The following is a 12,554-nucleotide window of genomic DNA, read 5'->3' on the forward strand; positions in this document are numbered from 1 at the left end:
AGGATCGCCAGGTGAAATATACTTAGGTGGATAAAGATACCTGCATTGCTTGTGGTGCTTGCGGAGCAACCGCACCAGAAATTTTTGATTATGATGAAGAAGGTTTAGCGGAGGTTATTTACAAGGGAGACGGCAATTGCGGGAAAGAAGCAATCGAGGACGACACTCTTTTGGAGGATTTAATAGATGCCGAGGATGGGTGTCCGACAGATTCTATAAAAATTCAAAATGAACCTTTTAATATAGTATAGATATAAAGTGCAGAAACTTGCTCTGGCAAAAATTCTGCACTTTTTATTTTTGGTCTAGGTAAATAGAGGATCGCCTCTTATTATACGCATGTTAACAGCTTCATTAGATTTAACCTTGAGAGGAATAAACGGTTTAAGGGGATGTCGCCGAACCAGTATCGCAAAATATATATGCAATAAAGCAGCTTTCTCTCACAAAATTGGGGAAGGGCTGCTTTTTTTGTTTTTCTAGATTTTGGAGGCTTTTCTATCAAGTCGGTTTTGAACTTCGGGAGGGACTTAGGGAGAACAAGCAAAGCTAATTAGGGAAATATGGAGCGCGGCTAATCCTAGAACAAATTCATCCCCATGCGAGGATGGATTTATGTGCTTTTGGCAACCGAATCATTGCTTTTAACTAAATCATTGCCTGCCAAAACTCGGTATAGTTAAGTTATTCCAATGATTAAATGAGCTGTTTAAGAAATGAGTACACGTGCATTTAACGAAGCACCGGAAGCCGATGCAAGTCTGCAGCAAGTCATTACGGATGAACAAGCCCAATTCTTCCTGGATAACGGTTATCTAGTTATCCGAAATGTCGTGAGAAAAGAAGAACTTCGGCGGCTGCAGGAGCAAACTCTTCAGATTGTGGAGAAGGGACTTGCGGGTCAGCCGGAAGACAGCGACTACCTGTACCGGATCCGGACAAATGGAGAAAAGGTTTATTGGCGGACGGAGTATATCATTGACAAGTGCGAGGCAAACAAAGTGCTTTTGGGCCATCCGTTTATTCTGCAAACCGTCGAGAAGCTGCAAGGGGCCAACTTTATCCCGACGTGGGATTCGTTAGTCGTTAAAGCGCCAAACAACGCGGCATCCGTCCCTTGGCACCGCGATGCGGCTGTACCGGTAGGCTGTCAGGATCCAAGACCGATCTTTAACGTGGATTTCTATCTGGACGATGCGGATGAACGCTCTTGTCTGTGGGTGATTCCGGGCAGTCATAGTTGGCCAGCGTCTGAAGCCCAAGAACGCTGCTCTAGACCAGGTTTTGAGATGGGCGATGCGGTTCCGGTTCCGATGAAAGCGGGTGATGTGATTCTGCACAATATTCAGCTGCTGCACGGATCACCGGAGGGGGAAGGAAACGCCATGCGCCGTACCGTCTATTATGAATTCCGTGCCGGAGAGATAGAGGCTCAGCACGGACCGCATACAATGGCCTATCTTCCGCTCAAGCAGCGCATCTTGCAGGATTGCATAAGCAGAAGGCAGCAATGCGATTATATCGAAGGAGAGAAGGCATTCGTGTACAAGCCAACCGGAGCCTTACCCGTTTCAGGCAATGAGGCTCCCGAATCCTACCGCGTCCTTCATGAAAAGTATTGGAGAGAATAAGCGAAGAGATCAGGAATGAATCAGGTTAGCGCAGAACTGACTTAAGCTATGCCCTGTTTTCTTTTTGAACATCCGGCCAAAGGTATGGACATCCGAATAACCAACGCGTTCAGCAATCTCGCTGATCGTAAGGTTGGTTTGGATCGCCAGCTCTTTGGCCTTATTTATTCGGATCCAGGTCAAATATTGCATGGGCGACATCCCCATATATTTGCGGAAGGTATGCAGCAAGTGATTCTTGCTCCAGCCGCTTAGCTGCTCTAATTCCTTTAGCAGCACTTCCCGGTGATAGTTGTCATGCAAGTAATTTTTGACAAGTACCAGCTCAGGTTTGTTGGAATCGTTGGATTTCGCGCCGGAATCTTGCTTGAATTGATGGGAGGCGTCGGACAGGATTCGCATAAGAAGACTCTGGCATCGCATCTGGTGATCCAAGCCGGGTTGTCTGTAAGAAACGACAAGTTCCGATAGCGAGTTATCAATGGGATGATCGGCAAAGTTCCCGAGGTAATGCTCCTCCGAGAAAAGTTCCGAAACAGGAAAAGCGGACATTCCAAAGTGAAAAACGATAGAAATACAGACATAGCTCTGCGAGGGATGCGGCAATATGGAATGGCGTTCTTTGGGACGATGAAAGAGAAGATCTCCGCGTCTTGTCGTATATGTCCTTCCTTCAATCGGATAGTCTGCACACCCGTCAACAACATATTGAAGTACATACTGCTTCATCTCCCGGTTATGAATAGCCCAATCATTGGGAGCGGAGAACATATGGGCAAGCGTAATAAAAGGGGGGTAGTAATAGTCAGGCAATATGCCGATCGTTTCTTGCGGACCAAGTGCAGAAAGCGTGTTGTGATCCATAAGGTTTGCTCCTTCTGAAAGGATAATGATGATGAAGGTAGAGTGATTCCCCAATCGCCTATAAATTAGATTGCTGCTCCCGATAAGCTCCCGGAGATAATCCGGTATGCTTCTTAAATGCAACACTCATATATTCCGAGTGTTTGTATCCGACCTGATCGGCGATAACCGGCAGTGTCCAGTCGGTTTCCGTCAGGAGTCTTGCAATTAGTTTCATCTTCACGGCTATAATTTCTTCATGCGGCGTACGACCCAGTGCGGCTTGAAAGCGATGGTCCAGCGATCTTCGCGATAACGGGATTACCTTAAGCAAATCATTAACTTTGAGATCCTCGTAGGCGTGCTCTCTAATGTATCGAATGGCGTCCGCGACATAAGGATCTTCCACCGCAATGATGTCCGTTGACATTCGGGTTACCACCTCGACGGGTTCAATTCGGTGAATATCGGGAGCAACTGGAACACCAGACATTAATGAATCCAGAAGGGCTGCCGCCTGATATCCCGTCTCGACCGCATTTGGCTGTATGCTGGATAGAGGAGGGGAAGATAAGTTGCAAAGCAGGCTGTCATTGTCAACGCTAATGACGGCGGCTTCCTCCGGAACGTTAACATTAGCCAGCCGGCAGGCTTCAAGCAGCTTCAAAGCGGTATTATCGTAACAGGCCATAATCCCAACGGGCTTAGGCAAACCGCTTGCCCAGCTGGCCATTTGATCTCGTTCTTCTCTGCTTGAGGAATGCGGATTCCGGTAATAAGAATGGACGCTGAAACCTCTGTCTTTAAGGTAGCTTTCGAAATGGAAGCCTCTAGCCCTAGACCATTGGAAGACAGGCTCCCCGCAATAGGCAAAATGCTTAAATCCGCGGCTTAGCAGATGTTCAGCTGCCCACTCGGCAATCGTACGATCGTTCGTTTCGACGCATGGCAGCTCGGGCAGCAAGCGTGAGGCGCTTAAATCAACAGCGGGAAGCTGCATGGAGCTTACAAGGCGGGCCATCTGTTCTGTCTCGATTCTTGCGATTAAACCATCTCCGCGCCAATCCGCCAGCCAGGAGAAGTCGGTATCCAGGCGGCTGTGTTCCCCCAAATAGATGGACCATGGCCGATGCGTGCGTGTATAGGCAATTATTCCCTTCAATAATCCTCGAGCGTACTCATTTGAGGTTTCGATGAGCAAGGCGACATGTTTCTGCGGCTGATCGGAACCTCTCTTCTGTTGTCTTTCAGGTGTAAAATTATTCATCTCGTTTGCTCCTAGCCATAACTTCTCCTGTATGTATAAGCCTTTCGGAGCGGGATGTCAAATGTAAAAAAGCTTATGATGTTAGCTTGATTCCTCCTCGACCTGTCTTTGTTTCGGCCTTATCCTATTTCTTGCAGGGACTTCAAATAAGAAGGGAACAAAAGTGATGAATACGAATCAAAAAGTTAGAGTAGCAATTGCTGGATTAGGTTTCGGATCGGAATTTATTCCGATCTATCAGCGTCATCCGCAAGCTGAACTTGTGGCGGTTTGCCAGCGTTCCGCAGATAAACTGAAGGAGGTGGCCGATCACTTCGGAATCAAAGGGAGGTATGTAAGCTTCGACGAGATGCTTAAGGATCCGGACATTGATGCCGTGCATATCAATACACCAATTCCGGACCATGCCGAGCAGAGCATCAAGGCACTGCTTGCCGGCAAGCATGTGGCGTGTACGGTTCCAATGGCAACTTCCATAGAAGATTGTCATCGCGTTGTGGAAGCACAGCGTGTATCGGGCAAGCATTACATGATGATGGAGACAGCCGTTTATACCAGGGAGTTCTTGTATGTCAAGGAGTTAAGAGATAGCGGTCAACTGGGACGCATTCAATTCATGAGAGGGGCGCATCAGCAGGAAATGGCCGGATGGCCGGGCTATTGGGAGGGTCTTCCGCCTATGCATTATGCGACGCATGCCGTCAGTCCGCTGCTGGCTCTTGCAGGAACGGAGGCAGAGAGCGTACTATGTCTCGGATCCGGACTTATTAACGAGAAGCTGGCAAGCCGGTACGGAAGCCCGTTCGCTGTGGAATCAGCCCTATTCCAGCTGAAGGAGTCTCCGGTTGCCATGGAAGTAACCCGTTCTTTGTTTGAAACAGCAAGGGAATATGTAGAGAGCTTTGATATATACGGAGACCGGATGAGCTTCGAGTGGCAGCAGCAAGAGCATGAAGAGCCCGTTGTATTCAGAGGAGAAGCAGGGGCTAAAGTAAAGGTGCCCGATTATGCGCATCTGCTCCCGGAAGAAATTCGGATGTTTACTACACAAGGAGTTTACGATGGTGACAATCAACATCTATCCTTCACCCAGGGCAGCGGCCACGGCGGCTCGCATCCTCACCTAGCGCATGAATTTATTGCAAGCATTATTCAGAACCGTGCCCCATTCCCGGATATTTTCACCTCCGCGAACTGGACAAGCGCAGGATTATGCGCACATGAATCGGCGATGCAAGGCGGACTGAAGATTATGCTGCCTGATTTCAGATATTAACGAGAAGAAGACAAAAAAAGCATGAAAGCCCCAGAGTTGGATAATCCAACCGGGGCTTTCTGCATGACTCTATGAAAACTTAGCTAAACAAAGGAATTACGATTTCAGCGCCGCCTTTCAGCGCCGATTCGTGCGCGCAGATGCCGGCAGCTGTCCAGTTAGCCGACGTAACGGCATCAATCCACGGGTTCCGCTTCTCGACGATACTGCGGATAAACTCGTGTACAAGATGAGGGTGTGATCCGTGATGGCCACCGTCGGCATGATGAGCGATTTCTTTTGGCAGAAGGCCTCGGAAGTCCGGTTTCTCGGTAATGCGCTGCGGAACGTACTTAAGTCCCCAGGCATCAGGCGGCTGCTCCTCTTTCCGGTACAAGACAGGTGCTTCGTCATGGTCATGCCATTCGAAACTAATATCTTCGCCGTATACGTTAAAGGACTCCAGACTTCCTCTTGCCGTATGGAAAAGTGTACGCGTAACCTCCGCGCTTAGCATGCCATCTTCCAATTGGAAAATGGCTGATTCAATGGGGAATGGATTTCCGTAAGTCTGTTTAAGTTCTTCCCTCATATATCCCGAACCAAAGCAATGCACCTTTGCTGCTCTCATTTTGCTAATTGCCAGTAAAGGAGCGACGGCATGCGTGGAGTAATGCATGGGGGGAAGACCAGACCAATAGGCTGGCCAGTTCTCCATATCCTGATAGTGGGCTCCCCGCAGAAATTGGATTTTGCCGAATTCCCCCTGTTCCACCAGCTGTTTCACCATTAGAAAATAATACGTATAAACCGCTGTTTCCATCATCATATAATTTTTTTGCATGGTTCGGGACGCGTCGACTATAGCATGAAGTTCTTCCAGCGTTGTGCCCATCGGAACGGCGCAAGCGCAATGCTTTCCGCTGTTCAGAATAGCCAGGGACTGCTGAGCATGGAGCGGAATGGCGTTAATAGATGTACAGCATCGTATTGATCGGATGAGATTATTTCATCCAGATTAGTATGTCTTCGATCCATGGCAACGCCAAGCTCGTCTCCGAGCTTATGAAGTTTTAACTCATTTACCACACATAGTCCTACGTATTCAACATCAGGATGATCCTTGTATATTCGGGCGAAACTTGCGCCAAAGCCTAAGCCAACTACCGCGATGCGGACTTTCGGGGAATGTCCCATGATTGATTCTCCTCATCATAAATTCTTTTCACTCTATTATATAGTCGAGCAAAAGGACAGGCGATGAGATATCGGGCAAGCATCTTGAGAACTTTTACAAGTTAGCGGAATCGATGTCGGATAGAAGTTCCGAAGATAAATCAACTTTACAGGAAATAACGAGAGGTATGATGAAGGGCTTCTCCATTATGATTGGGACATCAACAACAATTACAATAACGGAGGGGAAATACGGATGGAAAATGCTACACTTTTAAAGCAGGAAGTCGAGTTTTATAAGAAAAACGGGTACTTGCTCCACAAGAAGCAATTATTCAGCGAGGACAAAATGAAGGAGCTGAGCGGCATCTTCGAAGAGCAATGGGAGCTGGTCGGCAGGAAACTGAACAGCGAGCTGGACACCCCGCACTTCCGGGACGAGCGTCTGCTCAAGTTCCTGCTTAGCGAAGAGGTGCTCGACTTGGTAGAGCCGATTATCGGCCCGAATATCGGATTATGGTCAAGTCATTTCATTTGCAAGGAACCGTTGATCGGCAAGCAGACGCCATGGCATGAAGATTCCGCTTATTGGAACGGCCGTTTGAGCAGCTTCGACAAGATTGTGACGGTGTGGCTTGCGATCGATCGCAGCTGGGAAGAGAACGGCTGTATGCGCGTCATTCCGGGTACCCATGCGGGAGGTTTTTCCGAGTATGAAGAAGTTGACGGGAAAGAAAATATTTTTCAATCGGAGATCAAAGATATTGATGCTTCCAAGGCCGTATATTTCGAGCTCGATCCGGGTGAATGTTCTTTGCACGATTCACGCATTATTCACGGCGCTGCGCCTAATAAAAGCCCTTACCGCCGTTGCGGCTATACGATGAGGTACTTCTCGACGGACGCAAAAGTGATCGCGGAGAAAAATCCCGGCCATAAAGTATGGCTAGCAAGAGGCAAAGATCTGGCGGGAAGTGCATTCGTCAACCTATAATGGAATGAATAAATAGAAATGGCGAAAGGAGGAAGAACGGATGAATAACGGATCGCCCGAGCGGCTGCTAGAGAGCAACTATTTGCTCGTATCTTCCTCGTTTCGGATGTATAAACAAACGATTACCGACAGAATAGAAACACATTGGCATGATTTCTTTGAAATGGGCTGCATCGTGTCCGGCACGGGGCGCCATATCGTGAACGGCCAGACCTTCCGTCTTCAGCCGGGCATGGTGTTCCTGCTGACGACGGCTGATTTCCATGAGCTGATTCCGGATGAAGGGCAGACAATCGAGCTGTTCGATTTTATATTTAACGACTCTTTATTGCGCCCGGCCATCTACGAATCTATCTTCGGACAAGCAGGACTATTCATTCATACTTTCGCTAGCGAGCATGCGCAGAAGATGGAGTCGGAATTCACCCTGTTATGGAACGAGTCGCAGCATTGGCAATTCGGGAGCGAGATTATCGTGCAGGGCAGCTTTGAACGCATAGTTGTTGATCTTGTCAGACAGATGGGAATGAACGAGCCCTGCGACCCGAACGACAGCAGAGCACCGATGCACCCTTCCGTTCGGAAGGCGCTGCTTTATATCCAGCATCATTTCCGCGAACCGGTCTCGCTTGCATGCGCGGCAGATTATGCGGGGTTATCCGCCAATTATTTGAGCGAATGTTTCCGCAAACAAGTCGGCATCTCTTTCCAGGAATACTTGAATGAGAGACGATTGCAATTTGCCTCGGCTCTTGTCCGAAGCAGTGACCTGCCCATTACGGAAGTGTGCTTCGCGGCGGGATTTAATACGATCCCGCATTTCGATCGGACGTTCAAGCGAAAATTCGGATGCTCGCCGAGAGAATATAGGAAGCAGGGGAGTTAAGAAGGAGGGACATTCGATGGAGTTACGTGTATATAAGGCGTTGTGGGGGATGGAAGGTACATACGAAGAGCAATTGGGGAAAACATCCGCAGCAGGCTACTACGGCATCGAAGCGCCATTACCGCAGGAGGGCAACGAGCAATCGTACGAATGGATGACGGATAGGGTGAAAGAAAGTTTCAATCGGTTCAGTACCATTAAATAAGTTTATCCGTTTATCAGATATTGGAAGGGAAAGTGAGTCCTTTCCACAATTCAATTTTTGTTTTCATTAGAAAGAGGCGAATCCCTATCATCCGGAATGACAGGGGAACGCATCTTTCTTTTTTTTGATAGTGAAGGGGAAAGGAAGCTGGTTTTTAATATCAGATGAGAAGATAAATCACCATTTTTTATAGAGCTTTCTCCATTTAAGCCATACAACAAGTGAGTATAATCAAAGGTGTGAGAAATTAAAACGTTCATATTTACGAGTGATAATAGAAAAGGATGATGGAAATGAAACCGGTTGAACATGTATCAACGATGATCATAGGGGCTTCGATGCTAGGTTTGGGGCTTGCCTCGCGTATTGGTCGGGATGCATTGGTTATCGAGCCCTCCAATGGGGTTGGGATCGAATTCATTCGCAGCTTCAAGCTGTCGGACCGCAAGTATGCACCTTTGACTGCAAGCGGTATTGAACTGCATAGGGAGCTAATCCGCAGGAATGTAACGGATGAGGAGGGGAGACTTCATTTGCCGGGGATGATGCCTGTGCTGATCAAGCATATCACCGGGCAAAAGCTGGATGTGAGAATGCAGACGCAGGTTGTGGAGGCGCAACCTTGTGATGGTAAATTTGAAGTAGTTTGCTATGATGCTTCGGGATTTCGTCACATCGTCGCTGACCGTCTGGTGGACACGACTTCGGGGTGTGTCACCAAGGTTGATCGGTGCCAGGTTAAAGCAAAATGTCTGAATATGATGCTGCTCGGCTCACCGGACGCTGGTCGTACGGAGGGGCTGTCAGCATACGCCCTATATCAAGGGCGCTTCCCGAATGAAACGGTGTTGAAATACGCTGTAGATCCGATGGATGATTGGTTTTCGGCAAGGAGTAAGCTGTTCGAATTTTGGCTTAATCGTCCGGAGCCGTTGCGTTCCTGCGCATTCGTGACTCACGCAGACGAGTTCGATATGGAGTTTGATACTCAGCAAGCACAGATTCAACCTGGATGGGACTGGCTTCCGTCCGCCTATTATGTGAATCCGCTGGAAGCTTATGAACAGGGATACAACTTGAGGTTGGGGGTAAACGGTGATGCGTTTAATGGAGAAACATGCTGGGGTAATTACGCCATCCACTAGCACGGCCGCGTTCGAGGACCACTATGACGTGATCGTAGTAGGGCTCGGTACGGCGGGTTCGATGGCAGCCATCAGCGCAGCTCAAAGAGGCTTGAAGGTGCTAGGGATAGAGAAGCTCTCTTGCATGGGCGGGACAGGTACGACCGGTGGTGTTGTAGGCTATTATTATGGCAACCGGGGCGGGGTTTTTGAGTCCATCGACAGTCAAGTGGCTGCTTATCAGAGGCAAGATGATTTCGTACCCTTCCAAGGTGTGCATGCCGAGATTAAAAACTGGGTGATGGATTCCGAAGCGGTTAAGGCAGGCGTCGACGTTGAATATGAATCTTATGTTGTAGGAGTGTACATGGAGGGTCAGGCGGTGAAGGGCTTACGCTGGGTATCACCGACTGGAGTTCATCATACTTCAGCTAAGTTCGTTATCGACAGTACCGGAAATGCGGAGGTTTGTGAGATAGCCGGCTGCTCCTTCGATATGGGAAGAGAAATGGATGGAACGTGCCAGCCTTTCTCCAATGTGCAGATGAGATTGTACCCTAATCAAAAAGTAGGCAACTTCTATACGGATTCGGGTTACATGGATATCAGCAAGGCGGAGGATGTGACCCGTTCGATCTTCGAGTCTAACCTGTTGGGTACCCATTTGCAGGAGCGGTACGAGGCAGAGCCTTTGCTGCTGAAGATCTGTCAGTTGCTAGGCATACGTGAAAGTCGCAATATTGTGGGGGAGGAGAGAGTTACCTTCGCGGATTTCCTTGAAGGCCGGGTGACACGAGAGCCGGTATTTCTAGGATTCTCCAATTTGGATAACCATGGGAAGGATATGGCGTTTGAAAGCAATCTCCAGCAGGATTGGCTTGTCGCTGCCAGCTTGTTTGGTCCTTGCTTCAACGTTCCGATACCAAGAGGGGCCTTGATCCCTAAAGGAGTTGACGGGTTGCTGGCAGCTGGCCGCTGTATCTCGCTGGATCATGACATCGCCTCTGCCATAAGGCAAAAGCGGGATATGGAGAAGTGCGGTGAGACCGCTGCGAATATGGCGTTTCTATCTATTACAAAGGAAGTTCCAATCAGAGAACTGTCCTATGAACAGCTGGTAGAGCTACAGTTGGAGACCGGGTGCATGAAAGCAGGAGACCGACCAGAGTTTAAGGAGATCACACCGCAAGAATCAAATGAAAAGCTTGCTGTTCCCGCTATGAAGTGGATGAACGATCCACAGGAGTTGAAGGAAGCCTTAAACTCTGATAAATCGGGCTTTGCTATCTGGTCGGCCAAGCGGTTAGGTGATCAGATGAGGGGAACCTTACTGAATTGGATGGGTGAGCAGGAACACGGCTTGCTTTATAAAAACAGTGCATTGGCGCTAGGATTAATAGGAGATCCTGCTTGTTTGCCTGTACTACGGGAGATGGTATATCGCCGTGATCTCTATGTGCCGAAATCTAGCCGTAAGTTCAATCAACCTCATGTATTTGCAGCTATTTATTTGCTGGGCAGGTTAAAGGATCAAGACATCATGCCAGAGCTGCTCTCTTTCATGCAAAGTGATGCTTTTATCGATAAAATGGATGTGGATCGAAGCAATGATGAGTTCATTTTTGATCTTAAGGAGTTATATTTCCAGTTCTTCTCTTTTTCCATGATCGCTGCCATTCGAATCGCTGATGCTTTCCCCGAATGGAGAAGTCAGGTAACCGAATTATTAACCAAGCGGTTGGCCGATCCTAATCTCGAATTAGTCATTACCCTTAAAACTCATTTAAAAGAAGCGAATGGATTCTTGAAGAAAAACATGAATGATCGGGTTAAATACATTTATGAAACACGAGTCCAGCATTGGTTGGATTAGGAATCAAACGGCTGTATCTCTTATAATGGAGAAGGCCGTTTTTTCTCTTAAATCAAGGCTTGGAGGTGCGGGGATGGATCAGGATTTCATGAATCGATTTATGCCCAGAGTTGTCGATGTTTTGTTTCGGGATAGGCAGCATTGGAATAATCACCAATATGAGGTGGTCATCCCTTCCACCCAAATGTGCAATATGGGGTATGTCGTCAGCGGCGAAGGGAAACTGGAGATTAATGAAGAAAGCTACAAGCTGCGCAAAGGGTGTTTTTATCACATCTCGCCGCCCGGTGTCCGATTGAGATTTACCACGGAGTCTACTAACCCGCTAATATATATTGCTGTGCATTTCGATTATCGATTAATTGAATGGGAAGGACGGGAGTTAACTTCGAAGGTTTCCCGTACTTCCTTGCGGCTTCCGCATGTGGTTGAGCTTGACAGTGTAACGCGGGCAGAAGAGCAGTTTCGGCAGATGCTACAGATATGGAATGATAAATGCCCGGGGTATGAGTGGCGCTCCCGTGATTTTCTTATTCATTTATTGGATCAACTGGAAGGGATGCAGACGTCCAAGCCATTATCCGAATTAAGGGCAGAACAGTCGATTCACCGGGCTATGGAGCATGTGCATGAACGCTTCAGAGAACCGTTAAACAGGGAACAAATGGCACAATATTGCTCCTTGTCGGTCAGCTATTTCTCGTTACTATTTAAGAAATATACAGGATACAGTTATGTACAATACTTACATAAAGTTCGGCTGGAGAAGGCCAAGATGCTGCTGCGCAACGGGTTCGCTCCTATATCGGAGATTGCCCGTGATATTGGCTACGAGGATCCGCTATACTTCTCCAAGCTTTTTACCCGGGAGGTAGGATTATCACCAAGGGATTATCGCAAGGGTTAAACATAAGACGAAGGGAGTTGGTAAAATGAAGCCCAAAATCTTTATTACTAGGAAAATTCCATCCAGCGCGTTGGACATGCTCACAATGGCATGCGAGGTGGACATGTGGGAAGAGGAAGATATCCCTGTTCCCAGAAATGTGCTGGAGCAAAAGGTTAGGGATGTCGAAGGTTTGTTGTGCTTGCTTACCGAAGCGATCGATCGACCTTTGTTAGAGCAAGCACCCCATTTGAAGGTGATTAGTAACATGGCCGTCGGCTACAACAATATTGATGTGGCTGAAGCCAGCAGCAGAGCCATTATGGTGACGAATACGCCAGGTGTGCTTACGGAGACTACGGCGGACTTAACTTTTGCATTATTAATGCGGCCTCGCGGAGGGTAGTAGAAGCT

Annotated in this window: 14 protein-coding genes; 10 read left to right on the top strand and 4 right to left on the bottom strand. The window is 48.0% G+C overall.

Annotated elements, in window-relative coordinates; translation table 11 throughout:
• Window positions 1-26: 26 nt before the first annotated feature.
• The gene (locus BM200_RS03050) at window positions 27-251 is read left to right on the top strand and encodes a ferredoxin (RefSeq protein ID WP_245772871.1); all 225 of its coding nucleotides are present in this window, start codon (window positions 27-29) and stop codon (window positions 249-251) included.
• 465 nt (window positions 252-716) lie between these two features.
• Complete coding sequence (locus BM200_RS03055) at window positions 717-1,631, top strand: phytanoyl-CoA dioxygenase family protein (protein WP_091181202.1); 915 nt, start codon at window positions 717-719, stop codon at window positions 1,629-1,631.
• Window positions 1,632-1,640: 9 nt separating this feature from the next.
• Here the strand turns inward: BM200_RS03055 and BM200_RS03060 are convergent, their stop codons facing one another.
• Together BM200_RS03060 and BM200_RS03065 are read right to left on the bottom strand one after the other, a co-directional pair.
• Window positions 1,641-2,495: a helix-turn-helix transcriptional regulator gene (locus BM200_RS03060; RefSeq protein WP_091181205.1), complete on the bottom strand. Its 855-nt coding sequence runs from the start codon at window positions 2,493-2,495 to the stop codon at window positions 1,641-1,643.
• A 58-nt stretch (window positions 2,496-2,553) separates the two neighbouring features.
• A complete protein-coding gene (locus tag BM200_RS03065; protein ID WP_091181207.1) occupies window positions 2,554-3,741 on the bottom strand; it encodes an AraC family transcriptional regulator in 1,188 nt (395 codons plus the stop codon).
• A 166-nt stretch (window positions 3,742-3,907) separates the two neighbouring features.
• On the opposite strand from BM200_RS03065, the gene BM200_RS03070 reads away from it, so the two are divergent.
• Complete coding sequence (locus tag BM200_RS03070; protein WP_091181209.1) at window positions 3,908-5,017, top strand: Gfo/Idh/MocA family protein; 1,110 nt, start codon at window positions 3,908-3,910, stop codon at window positions 5,015-5,017.
• A 79-nt stretch (window positions 5,018-5,096) separates the two neighbouring features.
• Here BM200_RS03070 and BM200_RS03075 read toward each other — a convergent pair whose 3' ends face one another.
• Both BM200_RS03075 and BM200_RS30285 read right to left on the bottom strand, forming a co-directional pair.
• Window positions 5,097-5,840, bottom strand: a complete 744-nt coding sequence (locus tag BM200_RS03075; RefSeq protein WP_245772872.1) for a Gfo/Idh/MocA family oxidoreductase — start codon at window positions 5,838-5,840, stop codon at window positions 5,097-5,099.
• 83 nt (window positions 5,841-5,923) lie between these two features.
• On the bottom strand, window positions 5,924-6,193 hold the full coding sequence (locus BM200_RS30285) for a Gfo/Idh/MocA family oxidoreductase (RefSeq protein ID WP_245772873.1): 270 nt from the start codon (window positions 6,191-6,193) through the stop codon (window positions 5,924-5,926).
• A gap of 235 nt (window positions 6,194-6,428) precedes the next feature.
• Between BM200_RS30285 and BM200_RS03080 the strand changes: the two genes are divergently transcribed.
• From BM200_RS03080 to BM200_RS30705, 7 genes are all read left to right on the top strand, one after another.
• Window positions 6,429-7,166 carry a phytanoyl-CoA dioxygenase family protein gene (locus tag BM200_RS03080; protein ID WP_091181213.1) on the top strand — a complete coding sequence of 246 codons (738 nt, stop codon included), beginning with the start codon at window positions 6,429-6,431 and terminating at the stop codon, window positions 7,164-7,166.
• 40 nt (window positions 7,167-7,206) lie between these two features.
• Entirely contained in the window at window positions 7,207-8,052 is an 846-nt protein-coding gene (locus tag BM200_RS03085) for a helix-turn-helix domain-containing protein (RefSeq protein ID WP_091181216.1), read from the top strand.
• A gap of 16 nt (window positions 8,053-8,068) precedes the next feature.
• Window positions 8,069-8,257: a hypothetical protein gene (locus BM200_RS03090; protein WP_091181218.1), complete on the top strand. Its 189-nt coding sequence runs from the start codon at window positions 8,069-8,071 to the stop codon at window positions 8,255-8,257.
• Window positions 8,258-8,550: 293 nt separating this feature from the next.
• Entirely contained in the window at window positions 8,551-9,402 is an 852-nt protein-coding gene (locus BM200_RS03095; RefSeq protein ID WP_175532715.1) for a hypothetical protein, read from the top strand.
• The gene (locus tag BM200_RS03100; protein ID WP_281248349.1) at window positions 9,365-11,254 is read left to right on the top strand and encodes an FAD-dependent oxidoreductase; all 1,890 of its coding nucleotides are present in this window, start codon (window positions 9,365-9,367) and stop codon (window positions 11,252-11,254) included. The genes BM200_RS03095 and BM200_RS03100 overlap by 38 nt, the downstream gene beginning before the upstream one ends.
• A 73-nt stretch (window positions 11,255-11,327) precedes the next feature.
• On the top strand, window positions 11,328-12,161 hold the full coding sequence (locus BM200_RS03105; RefSeq protein WP_091181223.1) for an AraC family transcriptional regulator: 834 nt from the start codon (window positions 11,328-11,330) through the stop codon (window positions 12,159-12,161).
• Window positions 12,162-12,186: 25 nt separating this feature from the next.
• Entirely contained in the window at window positions 12,187-12,546 is a 360-nt protein-coding gene (locus BM200_RS30705; RefSeq protein WP_342716216.1) for a Rossmann-fold NAD(P)-binding domain-containing protein, read from the top strand.
• The last annotated feature ends 8 nt before the right edge of the window (window positions 12,547-12,554 follow it).

Origin of the sequence: Paenibacillus catalpae (assembly GCF_900112695.1) — a bacterium.
Classification (GTDB): domain Bacteria; phylum Bacillota; class Bacilli; order Paenibacillales; family Paenibacillaceae; genus Pristimantibacillus; species Pristimantibacillus catalpae.